Origin of the sequence: Nocardiopsis ganjiahuensis DSM 45031 (assembly GCF_000341085.1) — a bacterium.
GTDB lineage: Bacteria > Actinomycetota > Actinomycetes > Streptosporangiales > Streptosporangiaceae > Nocardiopsis > Nocardiopsis ganjiahuensis.
This window is the reverse complement of the sequence record NZ_ANBA01000016.1, coordinates 52,294-67,203: the sequence shown is the minus strand read 5'-3', so window position 1 is coordinate 67,203 and position 14,910 is coordinate 52,294. Positions and strand designations below refer to the sequence as shown.

General features: G+C 72.4%; 12 protein-coding genes. 7 read left to right on the top strand and 5 right to left on the bottom strand.

Features of this window, described 5'->3' with window-relative positions:
- Positions 1–28: 28 nt before the first annotated feature.
- Positions 29–2,356 (top strand): RecQ family ATP-dependent DNA helicase, encoded by a 2,328-nt coding sequence (locus D458_RS0122925; RefSeq protein WP_017589075.1) that lies wholly within the window; start codon positions 29–31, stop codon positions 2,354–2,356.
- 107 nt (positions 2,357–2,463) lie between these two features.
- On the opposite strand, the gene D458_RS0122920 is transcribed toward D458_RS0122925, so the two are convergent.
- Positions 2,464–3,399, bottom strand: coding sequence for a carbohydrate kinase family protein (locus tag D458_RS0122920; protein ID WP_017589074.1), 936 nt, complete (start codon positions 3,397–3,399; stop codon positions 2,464–2,466).
- A gap of 277 nt (positions 3,400–3,676) precedes the next feature.
- On the opposite strand from D458_RS0122920, the gene D458_RS0122915 reads away from it, so the two are divergent.
- From D458_RS0122915 to D458_RS0122900, 4 genes are all read left to right on the top strand, one after another.
- Positions 3,677–6,397, top strand: a complete 2,721-nt coding sequence (locus D458_RS0122915) for a bifunctional acetate--CoA ligase family protein/GNAT family N-acetyltransferase (protein WP_017589073.1) — start codon at positions 3,677–3,679, stop codon at positions 6,395–6,397.
- A gap of 86 nt (positions 6,398–6,483) precedes the next feature.
- Positions 6,484–7,062, top strand: coding sequence for a DUF5998 family protein (locus D458_RS0122910; protein ID WP_017589072.1), 579 nt, complete (start codon positions 6,484–6,486; stop codon positions 7,060–7,062).
- A 374-nt stretch (positions 7,063–7,436) separates the two neighbouring features.
- On the top strand, positions 7,437–8,261 hold the full coding sequence (locus tag D458_RS0122905) for an enoyl-CoA hydratase-related protein (RefSeq protein ID WP_017589071.1): 825 nt from the start codon (positions 7,437–7,439) through the stop codon (positions 8,259–8,261).
- A gap of 183 nt (positions 8,262–8,444) precedes the next feature.
- Complete coding sequence (locus D458_RS0122900; protein ID WP_017589070.1) at positions 8,445–9,098, top strand: MBL fold metallo-hydrolase; 654 nt, start codon at positions 8,445–8,447, stop codon at positions 9,096–9,098.
- 44 nt (positions 9,099–9,142) lie between these two features.
- Here the strand turns inward: D458_RS0122900 and D458_RS0122895 are convergent, their stop codons facing one another.
- A complete protein-coding gene (locus tag D458_RS0122895; RefSeq protein ID WP_017589069.1) occupies positions 9,143–11,341 on the bottom strand; it encodes a CHAT domain-containing protein in 2,199 nt (732 codons plus the stop codon).
- Positions 11,342–11,618: 277 nt separating this feature from the next.
- Here D458_RS0122895 and D458_RS0122890 point away from each other — a divergent pair, with 277 nt between their 5' ends.
- Positions 11,619–12,392 (top strand): CPBP family intramembrane glutamic endopeptidase, encoded by a 774-nt coding sequence (locus D458_RS0122890; RefSeq protein ID WP_160168065.1) that lies wholly within the window; start codon positions 11,619–11,621, stop codon positions 12,390–12,392.
- Positions 12,393–12,577: 185 nt separating this feature from the next.
- On the opposite strand, the gene D458_RS0122885 is transcribed toward D458_RS0122890, so the two are convergent.
- Both D458_RS0122885 and D458_RS34040 read right to left on the bottom strand, forming a co-directional pair.
- Entirely contained in the window at positions 12,578–13,000 is a 423-nt protein-coding gene (locus D458_RS0122885; protein WP_017589067.1) for a hypothetical protein, read from the bottom strand.
- 3 nt (positions 13,001–13,003) lie between these two features.
- Entirely contained in the window at positions 13,004–13,528 is a 525-nt protein-coding gene (locus D458_RS34040) for an RNA polymerase sigma factor (RefSeq protein WP_017589066.1), read from the bottom strand.
- Between the two features lie 360 nt (positions 13,529–13,888).
- Here D458_RS34040 and D458_RS0122875 point away from each other — a divergent pair, with 360 nt between their 5' ends.
- Positions 13,889–14,380, top strand: coding sequence for a DUF3145 domain-containing protein (locus D458_RS0122875; RefSeq protein ID WP_026119597.1), 492 nt, complete (start codon positions 13,889–13,891; stop codon positions 14,378–14,380).
- Positions 14,381–14,435: 55 nt separating this feature from the next.
- Here D458_RS0122875 and D458_RS0122870 read toward each other — a convergent pair whose 3' ends face one another.
- The gene (locus D458_RS0122870; protein ID WP_017589064.1) at positions 14,436–14,891 is read right to left on the bottom strand and encodes a DUF1707 SHOCT-like domain-containing protein; all 456 of its coding nucleotides are present in this window, start codon (positions 14,889–14,891) and stop codon (positions 14,436–14,438) included.
- Positions 14,892–14,910: the final 19 nt, after the last annotated feature.

Below are 14,910 nucleotides of genomic sequence, written 5' to 3'. Positions count from 1 at the left end.
CCCCTCCGCCTCTGGTACCAAAGAAGTCATGGCCACTCCCACCCCGCCCGACGTCCCCGCCCCGGACGCAGTATCCGCAACGGACCCGGACGCGGCACCCGCCGCGCCCCCGGAGGTCCCCGTCGACGAGCCCGCGGCTCCTGCGGAACCCGGGCACGCCCCCGCCGGCTCCGAGGAGCCCGGCAGCGGCCCGGCCGACCCCGCCGCCGACCCGGCGGGCCCCCGGCCGGGCGGTGCCCTGCGCGAACGCGCCGAGGAGCACCTGCGCGCCCTCGCCGGGGACTCCGCCCGCCTGCGCGAGGACCAGTGGACCGCCATCCACGCCCTGGTCGCCGACCGGAGGAGGGCCCTGGTCGTCCAGCGCACCGGTTGGGGCAAGTCGGCCGTGTACTTCGTGGCCACCGCCCTGCGCAGGGCCGAGGGGGCGGGTCCCACCGTCATCGTCTCCCCGCTGCTGGCGCTGATGCGCAACCAGATCGCCGCCGCCGAACGGGCGGGCATCCGCGCCCGCACCATCAACAGCTCCAACACCACCGCCTGGGAGTCCACCTACGCCGAGGTCTCCCAGGGCCTGGTGGACGTGCTCCTGGTCAGCCCCGAACGGCTCAACAACCCCGAGTTCCGCGACCGCGTCCTGCCCGAACTCGCCGCGGGGGCGGGCCTGGTCGTCATCGACGAGGCGCACTGCGTCTCCGACTGGGGCCACGACTTCCGCCCCGACTACCGGCGCATCCGCTCCCTGCTGCACGACCTGCCCGACGGGGTCCCGGTCCTGGCCACCACCGCCACCGCCAACGAGCGCGTCACCCACGACGTCGCCGAGCAGCTGCAGGCCGGGGCCGACCGCGCCGACACCCTGGTCCTGCGCGGCAGCCTGGAACGCGAGAGCCTGAGCCTGGGCGTGGCCGAGCTGCCCGACCCCACCGCCCGGCTCAGCTGGCTGGCCGAACACCTGCCCCGGATCCCGGGTTCGGGCATCGTCTACACGCTCACCGTCAGCGCCGCGGTGGAGACCGCCCGGTTCCTCACCGAGCAGGGCATGGAGGTGCTGCCCTACACCGGGCAGACCGACCCCGACGAGCGCAGACTGGCCGAGGACGCCCTGCTCGGCAACCGGGTCAAGGCGCTCGTGGCCACCAGCGCGCTGGGCATGGGCTTCGACAAGCCGGACCTGGGCTTCGTCGTCCACCTGGGCGCCCCGCAGTCCCCGATCTCCTACTACCAGCAGGTCGGCCGTGCGGGCCGCGGCGTCGAGCGCGCCGAGGTCGTGCTCCTGCCCGGCCGCGAGGACGTGCAGATCTGGGAGTACTTCGCGGGGCTGTCCTTCCCGCCCGAGGACACCGTCCGCCAGACCCTCCAGGTGCTGGGGGAGTCCGACAAACCCCTGTCCACCGCCAACCTCGAGACCCGTGTGGACCTGCGCCGCACCCGCCTGGAGCAGATGCTCAAGGTGCTGGACGTGGACGGGGCGGTGCGCCGGGTGCGCGGCGGCTGGACCGCCACCGGCCGGCCCTGGACCTACGACGCCGAGCGCTACGCCGCCGTCAGCGCCGCCCGTGAACGCGAGCAGCGCGCCATGCTCGACTACATCGCCGTCGACACCTGCCGGATGGAGTTCCTCCGCCGCCAGCTGGACGACCCCGAGGCCAAGCCGTGCGGGCGCTGCGACGTGTGCACCGGCCGGTACTGGCCCACCGAGGTCGACTCAGGGCGCCGCAAGGCCGCGGCCGACCACCTGGACCGGCCCGGCACCCCCATCACCCCGCGCCGCCAGTGGCCCACCGGAATGGACACCCTCGGCGTGCGCCTGTCCGGCAAGATCCCCGAGAACCTCAGAGCGGCGGAGGGACGCGCCCTGGGCCGCCTCACCGACATCGGCTGGGGCACCGAACTGCGCCGGATCCTCGCCGAGGGCGCACCGGACGCACCCGTGGACGAACGGCTCCTCCAGGGCGTGGTGCGCGTCCTCGCCTCCTGGGGGTGGCGGGACCGGCCCGTCGGCGTGGTCGCGATGCCCTCGCTCACCCGGCCGGCCCTGGTCGCGGACCTCGCCGCCCGCATCGCCGAGCTCGGCCGGCTGGTTCCGCTCGGCTCGCTGTCCTACCGGACCGGGGGCGGGCCGGGCACCCGCCGCCACAACAGCGCCATGCGCCTGGAGCAGGTGTACTCGGAGCTGGTGGCCGACGAGGCCCTCGAGGCCCGGGTGGCCGAGCTCCAGAACCGCACACCGGGACCGGTTCTGCTGGTGGACGACCAGGTCGACACCGGGTGGAGCCTGACGGTCGGCGCGGCCCTGCTCCGGAAGGCGGGCGCCCCGGAGGTCCTGCCCCTCACCCTGGCCACCACCGGCGGCTGAGCGGGCCCGGGGACGCGGGCCGCGGGTTCGGCAGCGGTTCGGATCCCGGACACGTCAAGGCCCCGCCACATCGAGGCGGCGGGGCCTTGACGGACGTGTGCGCGGGGTCAGCGGATGCGCTGGCCCCGGGGCGCGCCCCGGCGGACCGGCTGCCCCTCGCCCAGGTCCGGGCGGGCCCCCGGCTGGTGCAGCGCGCGGGCGGCCAGTCTGCTGGCCCGGCCCAGGGCCTCTTTGGGGTGGCGTCCGGCCAGCCACGCGGGCAGGAAACCGGCGATGAAGGCGTCACCGGCGCCCACGGAGCCCGGGGAGGGCTCCACCGGCTCGGCGGGGGCGGTCACGCAGTCCTCGCGCGTCTTGGAGGCCCACAGCCCGCCCTCCTGGCCGAGCTTGATCACGACATTGGGGAACCACGCGGTCAGCACCTTGGCGGCGGCCTCGGCGTCGTCGCGCCCGGTGAGCACCCGGGCCTGGTCGACGTTGACGAACAGCAGCCGGGCGCCCTGCGTCCAGTCCAGGAAGTTCTCCGCGCCGGCGCGCTCCAGCGGCGCGTGCGAGCCGCCGTCCACCGAGATCGACATCCCGCTCTCCCGCGCCATGCGCAGGGCCACCCGGGCCGCGCGGCGGGAGTCGGAGTTGATCAGCGTGTAGCCGGACACGTGCAGGTGGCCGTCGGCGCCGAACACGTCACGGGGCAGGTCCTCGGGCTGGAGCCGGGCGTTGGCGCCGGGGTCGCTCAGCATCGTCCGGTCGCCGCGGTGGGTGATCATCACCACGCAGGTGCCGGTGGGGCGCTCGGGGTCCATCACCATGCGCGAGTCCAGGCCGTAGCCCATGAGTTCCATCTCGCGGGTGCGTCCGGTGATGTCGGAGCCGCGACGGCCGACGAACGTGGTTTCGGTACCCTCGACCGCGAGCCACGAGGCTATGTTCGCCCCGGAACCGCCGCCGTACATGATCACTGACGCAGGGGTGTCGCTGCCGCGGGCCAACGGGTGGAACGCGCGCGCGACGGCATCGGTCATCAGGTCACCGATCACGACCACTCGAGTCATTTCGCCAGCCACCACCGAGGGTTTGAGAATCTGTGCCCGCACGACGTTAACAGCTTAACGATCAGTGTCGGGTAACGAACTGACAGCACCCCGGACACGCGGTCACACAAGGGCTGCCGAGGGTCGACGGACCCACCGCACCAGGGTACGCGGCGCCCGGCTGAGACGGGCCCCAAGCCCTTCGGCGGGCGGGTCCCGGGGAGGGGATTTCGGGGAGCCCGCATGGACTTTCCCCGGATTCGACCGATTGTCGTCTAGTCTCGCAGTCGTGCAGTCCTACCCGAACCATTGGGAAGCCGACGTCGTTCTGACCGACGGAGGCACCGCGCACCTGCGCCCCATCACCCCTGACGACGCCGACCTGCTGCGTGAGTTCCACTCCCGGCTCTCGCCGGAGACGATCTACTACCGGTTCTTCGCGCCCTACCCCAAGCTCTCCGACCGTGACGTGAAACGTTTCACCACGGTCGACTACGAAGACCGGGTGGCCCTGGTGGCCACCATCTCCGGCACCCTCGTCTCCGTGGTGCGCTACGACAAGGTCGCCCCGGAGGAAGCCGAGGTGGCCTTCGTCGTGGAGGACGGGCACCAGGGCCGGGGCCTGGCCTCGGTGCTCCTGGAGCACATCGGAGCCGCCGCCCGCGAACGCGGGGTGCGCCGCTTCATCGCCGACGTGCTGCCCGAGAACCGGCGCATGATCAACGTCTTCCGCGAAGCCGGTTACACCGCACAGCAGACCTTCGACGAGGGCGTCATCCGGCTCACCCTGGACCTCCAGCCCACGGACGACTCCAAGGAGGTCATGCGGGCCCGTGAGCAGCGCGCCGAGTCGCGCTCCATCGCCCGCCTGCTCTTCCCCGAGTCCGTCGCGGTCATCGGTGCCAGCCGCACCGCGCACACCATCGGCCAGACCGCCCTGCGCAACCTGCTCGGCGGGGAGTTCCAGGGCCCCGTCTACCCCGTCCACCCCGAGGCCAAGGCCGTGGTGGGCGTGCGCGCCTATCCCTCCGTCCTGGACATCCCCGACCAGGTCGACCTGGCCGTCGTGGCGGTGCGCGCCGACACGGTCGTCGACGTGGTCGAGCAGTGCGCCGAGAAGGGTGTGCACGGGCTGATCGTGGTCAGCTCCGGGTTCGGCGAGGTCGGACCCGAGGGGAGGGCACGCCAGGACGAACTGGTGCGCACCGCCCGCGCCGCCGGTATGCGCGTGGTCGGGCCCAACTGCCTGGGCATCGCCAACAGCGACCCCTCGGTCTCCCTCAACGCCACCCTGTCCCCGGACCTGCCGCCCCAGGGGCCGATCGGGTTCTTCTCCCAGTCCGGCGCCCTGGGCCGGGCCATCCTCCAGCGGGTGGCCGAGCGCGGGATGGGCCTGTCCACCTTCGTCTCCGCGGGCAACCGCGCCGACGTGTCCGGCAACGACCTCATGCAGTACTGGCAGGAGGACCCCGCCACCCACGTCGTGCTCCAGTACCTGGAGTCCCTGGGCAACCCGCGCAAGTTCACCCGGCTGGCGCGGCGCCTGGCCAAGCAGAAGCCGGTCGTGGCGGTGCGCAGCGGCGGCTCGGCGCAGACCACGCCCACCGGCCACGCCGCAGGGGGACTGGCCCTGCCCGACTACGCCGTCACCTCCCTGTTCCAGCAGGCCGGCGTGGTGCGTGTGGACGACATCACCCAGATGTTCGACGCCGCCCAGGTGTTCGCCTACCAGCCGCTGCCGGACGGGCCGCGCGTGGGCATCATCGGCAACTCCGACTCCCTGGAGCTGCTGGTCAAGGACGCCGCCGTCCGCCAGGGACTCAAACCGCACGACCCGGTCAACCTGGGCCCGCAGGCCACCGCGGAGGACTTCGACACCGCGATCCGGGCCGCTCTGGCCGCCGAGGACGTGCACTCGGTCGTGGTGGTCTTCGTCCCGGCCCTGCACCCGATCGGCGACGACGTGGCCCGCGTCCTGCGCGCCCGCTCACTGGACTCCGACAAGCCCATCGTCACCACCTACCTGGCCCGCCAGGGCATCCCCGAGGAGCTGCGGCACGTCGGGGACCAGGGCCAGACCCTGCACGGCTCGGTCCCCTCCTACCCCTCGCCCGAGGACGCCGTGCGCGCCGTCGCCCACGCCACCCGCTACGCCCAGTGGCGCAACCGCAAACCCGGACGCCACCCCGAGCTGCCCGACATCGACCGCGCCCGGGCCCGGGCCACCATCGGCCGCGCGCTCAAGAAGGCGACCCCGGCCATGGAGGACGTCGCCTGGTTCGGCGGTGAGCGCCGCTACGACGAGGAGACGGCGATCTCCCCGGAGGACGCCCGCGACCTCCTGGCCTGCTACGGCATCGCCGCCTACCCCGACATCAAGGTCAACTCCGCGGAGGAGGCCGTGGTCGCCGCCGGCGAACTCGGTTACCCCGCGGTGGTCAAGGCCGACGCCCCCGACCTGCGGGTGCGCGCGGGCGGCACGTTCGTCCGCGCCGACCTGCGCACCCCCGAGGACGTCCGGAGCGCCTACCTCTCCCTGCTGGACCGCTTCGGCGGCGAGGCGGAGCTGGTCGTCCAGCGCATGGCGGCGCCCGGTGTGCCCACGGTGGTACGCGCCGGCGACAACCAGTCCTTCGGCTCGGTGGTCTCCTTCGGGCTGGCCGACGTCACCGCCGAACTGCTCGACGACCGGGCGTTCCGGCTGGCGCCGCTGACCGACATGGACGCCGCCGACCTCATCCACGCGGTCCGCGCCGCGCCGCTGCTGTTCGGACTGCCCGCGGGGGCCACCTCGCTGGCCGAACAGCCCAACGTCGAGGCCTTGGAGGAACTGCTCATCCGGGTGTCCCGCCTGGTGGAGGCCTTCCCCGAGATCGGCTACGTGGACCTGGACCCCGTCCTGGTCAACGCCACCGGAGCCCACGTCCTGGGTGCCCGCATGTGGCTGCGCGAAGCCCCTGACGTGCGCCCCGACGCCGGTCCCCGCCGACTGCGCGGGGTGACGTTCTGATCAGGGAATGGGCGTCTCGTTTCGGTGGACGGTCGCGAAGTGTCACCGGGAGGAGGCAGGATAGGGGTATGAGGAAAACACGTGCCGTGTCCACGGATTGGCGCCTGGAGATCGAGCGGAGCGGGTACTACCCCGCTCTGGTCATCGACGCCGTCGCGACCACCCTGGGCGAGGAGGACGCCAAGGCGTTCATCGTGCACCACGAGGCGACCTTCGATCCGGCCATGGAGATGCGGCGGCACATCACCGTGATGCTGCTGACCGACACCCGGCTGGTCGTCTGCCACACCGACGAGCACCCGCCCGGCGAACCGGGCGGGACCTCACACGCCTCGACCACGACCGACAGCATCCAGCTGGGCAACATCCAGTCGGTGGCGCTGACCCGGGTCGTGCCCAACCCCGCCCAGTACACGCCGGGCAGCCTGCCCAGCGAGCTGGTGCTCAGCGTCAACCTCTCGGTGAACTGGGGGGCGGTCGCGCACATCGACCTCGAACCCGCCTCCTGCGCGGACGAGAGCTGCGAGCTCGACCACGGCTACACCGGTGCCATCACCGCCGAGCCCCTCACCCTGAGGGTCAGCGAGGCGGCTGACGGCGCCGACGCCGTCAGCACCATGATGCACTTCGCCGACGCCCTGTCAGCGGCCACCACCCGGGGCTAGCCCCGGGCAGCGCCCACGGGCCGTCCGAAGAACGCTCGGCGGGGCCGGGCGGCGATCCTCCGCGTCCGGAGGTCCGCCCCCGGCCCCGTTCGTGTCCCCGGGAGCGGGCGGGGCCGAAGAGCGGGGCGGGCGGGACCCGTGGTGAACGCGAACGCCGTCGTGAGGTCCAGGTAACACCGGCGCGTCCGCGTGTGATGCGGACTTAACCGATTCGGCGTGGGCGGACGTGGTGCCGTAACAGTCCACCCGTCTACTGTTGGTGACGGTTTTGTGCATACCGCCACAAGCGAGACGCGTACGGCCACGAGCCACCCGCGCTCACCGCGCGCCGTGACCGGGTCCGCGCGCGTTCAACGGAGAAAGGTCAGTCTGCGATGACGCAGCACCCGACGTCCCCGAACCCCTCGGACGACGCTCCCCTCGTGCGGTCGAGTGTCGACCGTGCCATCGCCACGATCACCCTCGACTCGCCCCGCAACCGCAACGCGCTCTCCGCTCGGCTGCGCTCCGAACTCTCCAAGGCACTCTCCGACTCCATGGCCGACGACGAGGTCCGCGGGGTGGTCCTGACCGGCAGCGGTCCGGTCTTCTGCGCCGGGGCCGACCTCAAGGAGATCGGCGCCGCACTCCAGGGCGCCCCGGTCGAACCCGCCCCGGAGCTCCCGGAGATCTTCGAGCAGATCATGGGCGCGCCCAAACCGGTGATCGCGGTCCTCAACGGCGCAGCACGCGCGGGCGGGATCGGTCTCGTGGCCGCCGCGGACATCGCGCTGGCCCCCAAGAGCGCCACCTTCGCCTTCACCGAGGTACGGATCGGTGTGGTCCCGGCGATCATCTCCGTCCCGGTCTCGGCCCGGATGCACTCCCGCCAGATCAGCCGTTACTTCCTCACCGGTGAGCTCTTCGACGCCTCGGCCGCCGCCAAGGCCGGGCTCATCACCCAGGCCGTCCCGGACCGGGAGATGGACCACGCGGTGGACGCGGTCCTGCAGGGGTTGCGGGGGTCGGCCCCGCGCGCGCTGTCGCGCACCAAGGAACTCCTCGGCGAGCTGGGCGGCGGTGCGCAGGCCGCGCCGGACCGGCGCACCGAGGCGTTCACGCGGATGGGCGAGCTGTCCGCCGAGTTCTTCGCCGGTGAGGACGCGGCGGAGGGGCGGGCGGCCTTCTTCGAGAAGCGCCCGCCGCGCTGGACTCAGTGACGCGGGGACCCCTCAGAAGTCGGACGCCCGGCCATCGGCACCGGCCGGGCGCCCGCCTGCGCACCCCGTCGGTGAGCCGCCGCTGAACGCCACGGGCAGGCGGGCCGTGCACCGCGAAGCCCTCTGAGCCGGTGACTGGAATCCCTTGCTCTTTCAGGCAGGGGAGGATGTCAAAATGGTCGGGTGAGCTACTCCGGAGATACCAGGGTCGGCGGTCCCGCCGACCTGCGCCAACTACCGCACCTGACGATCACCAAGCTGGCCGTGGGCCCGATGGACAACAACACCTACCTCCTCCGTTGCCGGAGCACGGGTGAAGCGGTCCTCATCGACGCAGCGGCCGAACCCGACCGGATCCTGGAGCTGATCGGTGAGAACGGGCTGACCCGCGTGGTCACCACCCACCGCCACCAGGACCACTGGCAGGGCTTGGCCGAGATCGTCGGCCAGACCGGTGCCCGTACGGTCGCCCACCCCGACGACGCCGACGAACTGCCGGTGTCGGTGGACGAGCCCGTCGCCCACGGCGGCACCGTCCCCGTCGGGGACTGCGTACTCACCGTCATCCACCTGCGCGGCCACACGCCAGGGTCGATCGCCCTGCGCTACGACGACCCCGAGGGTCACACCCACCTGTTCACCGGTGACAGCCTCTTCCCGGGCGGGGTCGGCAAGACCTGGTCCGACGCGGATTTCCGGAAGCTGTTCGGTGACGTGTCGGAGCGCATCTTCGGCGCCCTGGCGGACGACACGTGGGTCTACCCCGGCCACGGCAAGGACACCACCCTGGGCGCCGAGCGCCCCCACCTCGCGCAGTGGCGCGAGCGCGGCTGGTAACGCCTGCCGGGTCCTGCCCCGGTCGCACCCCGACCGTTCGGACCTCAGCCGCCGTAACAGCAGAAACCGATGTGTCCGAGGTGGTCGGACACCGCCTCGGACACGTCGGTGCCGACCGCGAGCGCCCGGTGGAAGGCCCGCATGGCCGCTCCGGTCAACGCGTCGTCGACCGGGATCGGGCTGGCCACCACGGTGTGGGCGCCCCGGGCCAGCAGCGTGCCCACGAACCCGCTCGGCCGCCCGGCGGTCCCGCCGAAACCGCGGCCGCCCCAGCAGGCGGCCAGTATCACCAGCGACGGGGCCGTCGGCAGGGCCGTCAGATCGCAGGCGAGCAGCGGGCCGTCGTGCAGGTCCAGGCGGGAGAGCATGGGCGTCCGGTCTCCGACCTGCCCGTGCCCGGCGAGGTGGGCGAGGTCGGAGCGGGGCAGTTCTGCCAGGACCTGCTTCCGGCCGGCCCTCTCCAGGACCCGTGCGCCCGGGTGGAGCCCGGCCAGCGCCGCCACCTCCAGCCGGGCCTCCCGGGGCTCGGTCCCGCACGCGAGCAGGACCCTCCCGGAACCGTGCCGTGCGGTGGGCCGCTCCGTCAGGGAACGCGCCGTGCACACCTGGCGTACCGGCCGCCCCCGCAGCGGCGGGAGCACTCCCCAGGGCAGGTCTCCCAGGTAGGAATCGCCGGTCACCACCAGGGGGCGGTCCCCGACCAGCGACAGGACCGGACCGAGCAGGGCGTCGGACACCAGTGCCTCCGGTGGGCGCCCGTGCCCGGTGGTCGTGCGGTGGCCCGGTCCCGGGGCCGTTGACGCCTTCGTGTGCGTACCTGGCGCCGCCGTGGAACGTTCGTGGGGCAGCGGGACGGAGCGTTCGTGGATGAACCTGCCGAGCGTGCGGCGGAGCGCCAGGAGGGGCCCGAGGGGCCGTGCGTGCACCCGTCCGGCCACCGCGACCAGCGCCACGGCCTCGGTGCCGGCCACGGTGTAGTGGACGTACGCCTGGCCGTCCAGGCTGCTCAGCAGCGGTCCCAGGACCGGCTCCCGGTACGCGGGCGGCCGCCCGGCCCACCTTCGGGGCGCCCGCCAGCGCGCGGACTCCCAGCGCCGCGCGTGGTCGGCGGCCTCGGGGCCGGCTCCGTGGTGCAGCGCCTGCCGGTAGCGTCCGGTCAGCTGCTCGACCTCCGTGTCAGCGGCGGTGACCGGTCCCGGAACCAGGCCGTCGGCCCAGGTGCGGCCCAGCTCCGCCCATTCCAGTGCGGTCGCGGTGTCCCCGGCGCTCAGGGCGCTCTCCAGTCCGGCCCGCACCACGTGGGGGTCGAGTTCGGCGTCTCCGAGCCAGGGGCCGGGCGCCGGAGCCCCCAGTCCGGCCATGTGGTCCAGCGCCCGCCGGGCCCGGGGCAGCCGCGCCCGCGCCCCGGCGACGTCCCAGGAGTTCGCGTACCCGGTGCCCGAGGGCGCGGCACCGGTGTGTCCGGGGGCCGTGACCGGCTGCGCCACGGCGGGGGTGCGCAGGTCGAGGGCGTCCTTGGCCCGCTGGACCGGGGTGCGGCGGCCGGCGCCGCGTACGGTGCGCTCCAACCGGCGGGCCAGGCCGTACCAGAGCGAACCCGGGCCCGCGCTCGAGCTGACCTGCAGGGCGAGGTGGAGAGCGCCCCGGTGGTCGCCGTCCAGGAGCCGGAGCTTGGCCTCCACCAGGACACGGGCGGTCCTGTCTCCCCCGGTCTGCCAGGGGGCCTCGGCGAGGGTGCGCCCGGCCTCCTCCACCAGCCCCTCCGAGAGCAGGGCCTCGGCCAGGTCCACCCGCAGCGGTTCCTGCCGGTCGGCCGGCATCAGGTGCGTGAGGCCGTGGAAGGTGGCGATGGCGGCGGCGGTGTCGCCGCGGTACAGGTCCAGGCAGCCCAGGTTGTGCCGGGCCACCAGCCCCAGAAGGGAGAGGCCGCGTTCGTCGGCCAGGGACCGGGCCTCGTTCAGGTGTTCCTCGGCCTGACCGAAACGGCCGCACAGGGTCTGGGCCAGTCCGAGGTCGGTCAGGACCCCGGGCAGGACGGGGGCGACTTCGGCGACGGGGTGGCCGTGCAGGCGCCTGCGGGTGTCGTCGAGGAGGTCGACGGTCTCCTCGAAGAGTCCTCTCCGGGCCAGCCGCACCCCCTGGGTCACCCGGGACAGCAGGGCGCGACCGGCTTCCGGGATCGGGCTCTCGCCGCCCCGGAGAGGGTTCGCGGGTGTGGGGTCGGGCGCTGCGCTGGGGAGCACGTCCGGCTGCCTTCTTTCGCCAGGGGGCCGGTCACCACCAGTGATAGCAGTGGGTTCACCCGAGCGGGAACGGCCTGCGCCAACCTGTGGACAACTGACCGACCGCGAAACATGGCCAACCGGAGCGAAGGCGGACATGTGGCCATGTGTTGGCGCGCGGACCTAACCGGGTTCGGGGCGCATCCGTTTTCCGGGTCCGGAGCGGCGTTCGTCAACACCAAGTGCCCGAGGGGGCCAGAGTTGACTGTGTGCCGACAACATGGTTTTCACTGGTGCCATGCACACGAACTCTGCTTCGACGGCATTGCGTGTCCGCCCGCGGATCTGGCTGGGCCTCACCGCGTTCGTCGCCTATCTCGCGGTCTTCTACGGGATCTGGATCGTCAACGGGATCGACTACGCGCGCATCGGCGAGAGCGAGGAGACGCTGCTGAAGTGGTATGTGGCGCCCCTCGCCGGCGGTTTCGTGGTTCTTCTGGCCATCGTCTCGACCTTCGGATGGTGGCGCCCCTCCCTGAGGACGAGGAGACTCCCGAGAGCTGCCGCCGTGGTGCCGGTGATCATGGCCGCGGTCGCGATCCTCAATCTGGTGTTCGGGGAGTTCTCCAGAGTGACGGTGACGATGTGGATCCTCCTGGTCATCGGCAGCGTCCTGGTGGGATTCAACGAAGAAGTGATCGCGCGCGGCCAGCTCATGGTCGCCCTGCGCAGCCGGTTCGGCGAGATGGGCATCTGGTTCCTCTCCACCTTCCTGTTCTCGCTGCTGCACCTGCCCAACCTCTTCTTCGGTATCGGTTCGCTCGCGTTCCTCCAGGTCGTCATCCAGTTCGGCCTGGGATCCGTCTACTACCTGGCGTTCCGCTCGACGGGGTCGCTGGTTCCGGCGATGATGCTCCATGGCCTGTGGGACTTCTCGACCTTCTCGTCGAGCCTCCCGTACGCCGGACTCGTCGCACCGTTTCTCGGCATCGCAGGCGTTGCCGTGGCCGTGACGCTCCTTGTGAAGGAACGGAGGCGGGACGAGAGGGGGACGGGTGAGCCGATCCGCTGATCGGATCAGCCCCGACCCGAAAGGGTCGTGAGGTCATGCCGCCGGCGGGGCGGGCCCGCCCCGTACGCGCGGATCACCGGGACGCTGTGCGATTCCGCTCGGGAGTTCGGTGTCGCTCTGCGGTTCCGGCTCGATGTGCCGTGCTCGGGGCGCATCCGTTCTCCGCGCCCCGGACCTGTCGCGGGTCAGACGGTGAACCAGTCCGTGAGGGTGAGGGGGTGGCCGGGGCGCTCCACGGCCAGGCACAGCGGACCCGGGGACAGCTCGGCGGCGTCGAAGCGGCCGTCCATCCCGACGAACAGGAGCAGGGTGTGACCGGGGCGCCGCAGGTGGACGTCCACGTGGTCGAACTCGCCGCTCACCAGGCCGGAGAGCGAGCGGTGGGCGCCGTTCCGGTGGACCTGGAGGTCCAGCCGGACCCCTTCCAGGCCGAACCGGAGAACGGCCGGCGCGGCGCCGCCGCGGTCGCGGTGGAGCGGCCGTCCGGGGGCGGGGACCGTGTCACTGAGGGTCCGGGCCAGGCGGGCTCCGTCGAGGGAGCGGTCGAAGGCGGCCAGGGCGGCGGCCCGCCCGGCTCGGTCCGGGATGGGCTCTGGGTCGTTCCGCACGGTTCACGCACGCCTTTCGCTGGGTTCTCCGGTCGCTCTGAGAGAGCGACGGAGCTGGCGGAACAGGTGCCGCCGCTGGTTCGAAGTGGTCCTGTGGGAGATGGGTCCGGCGTCGGGTGAGTCGTCGAGGTAGAGCCGGGCGACCCGGCGGTCGACCGGATCGGTGAGTCCGTCTATGGCCCGGTGCAGTTCGGCGTACCGCTCCTGGAGCAGGTACTGGTCTTCGGGATCGGCCTGGTGGTGGGCGTACCCGATCAGGTCCTGGGGATCGACCGGAAGGAAGCGCTGCCGGTGCTGCCGCTGGCGGTTGCAGGCGGTGTTCGTGGCCCGGCGCAGCCAGACGGCGAGCAGGTGCGGCGAGTGGAGGCGGGGCAGGTTCTGGTTGAGGCGGAGCCAGACCGTCTGGACGGCGTCCTCGTGATCCTGCCGGGGGAGTCGGTAGGAGCGGGCGATCCGGTTCACCATGGCCAGGTGGCGGTCGACGATGGCCTCCCACGCGTCCGCGTTCCCGTGGCAGGCCCCCAGCACGAGTTCGGCGTCGGAGAGCTCGGGGCCGGTTGTGGCCGAAACTGGAAAAAAAGTGGTGGAAACATGCCCTGAACTGCTCGAATGGGTGATTTTCTCGCATGTTTCCGGGGCTGGGATGTCCCCGTGCGACTGGTCTGGCACATCCGCCCCCACTATGATCGGACTCCCTGTCGCCACCTGTGGCACACGCTAATCTCTGGGTGTCCCGGGTGCGGTGGGAACGCTGGAAAATACCAGCGTGCGAGATGGTTCCTAGGGTGCCCGTGGGGCACAATGGGGCAAAAGGCATTCAGGCGGGTATGCAACCTTCTCGAGTACGAGAGCGTCGGGGAAGCGCACTCGTTCGTAACAGGAGGTTCGGTGTCCGCACGCGGCGTCTTGTACGTCCACTCCGCGCCCGCGGCGCTGTGCCCACATGTGGAGTGGGCGGTCGCGGGTGTTGTCGGAGTACCCGTGAAACTCGACTGGGTCGCCCAACCGGCGGCTCCCGGCCACCATCGCGCCGAGCTCAACTGGCAGGGGAAGCCGGGGACCGCGGGGGAGGTGGCCTCAGCGCTGAACGCGTGGCAGCGCCTGAGGTTCGAGGTGACCGAGGAGGGGTCGCCCGGCTGTGACGGCATGCGTTACAGCTACACGCCCTCGCTCGGTGTGTTCACCGCCATCACCAGCGCCGCAGGCGAGGTCCTCGTGCCCGAGGGCAGGCTGCGCGCCGCCATGGCCACCGCCGCCGAGGGCGCCGACCTGGCCGCCGAACTCGACCGGCTCACCGGCCGTGCCTGGGACGAGGAACTCGAACCCTTCCGCTACGCGGGAGACGGCGCACCCGTCCGCTGGCTCCACGCCGTCGGCTGAGCCGTCAGGAGCCGCCGCCGGCTGAACCGCCGCGGGCCGGGGCGCACGCCCGGGTTCAGGGCGGTTCCTCCTCGCTGGGCCAGATGGCCGAGGCCAGCAGCACGGCCGCCCAGATGCCCAGCGGGACCAGGGGCCAGTACGGCACCAGTTCGCCGCCGAGCAGGCTGGCCACACCCCAGACTCCGGTCAGCAGGCCGGCCACGCCCAGCCACCAGCGCCACTCGTCGCCCCATTCCTCCCAGGGCACGAGCGCGGTCCTGGGCTCGGAGGCGGCGTAGCGTTCGCGGTGGGACCTCGGCAGCGGGATCGGGCCCTCGGGTCCGGGGAGGTCGGCGGTCAGCGAGCGGAGCTCACCGACCAGGACAGAAGTCAGTGCCGCGCCCACCCGGCGCTCGTACTCCTCGTGGTCCAGACGGCCCTCGGAGTACGCCACCGCGAGGCGGTCGACCGTCAGGTCCCGCTCGGTGTCCGAGGCGCGCATCTGGTTCAGCGGCAGACGTTGGGCCTCCACTTCCCACCCCCAAAAGCGC

Bases quoted from the DNA above. Each gene is read 5' to 3' on its own strand.
- D458_RS0122890 (WP_160168065.1), top strand. From the start codon at position 11,619: ATGCACACGAACTCTGCTTCGACGGCATTGCGTGTCCGCCCGCGGATC.
- D458_RS0122905 (WP_017589071.1), top strand. From the start codon at position 7,437: ATGACGCAGCACCCGACGTCCCCGAACCCCTCGGACGACGCTCCCCTC.
- D458_RS0122925 (WP_017589075.1), top strand. From the start codon at position 29: ATGGCCACTCCCACCCCGCCCGACGTCCCCGCCCCGGACGCAGTATCC.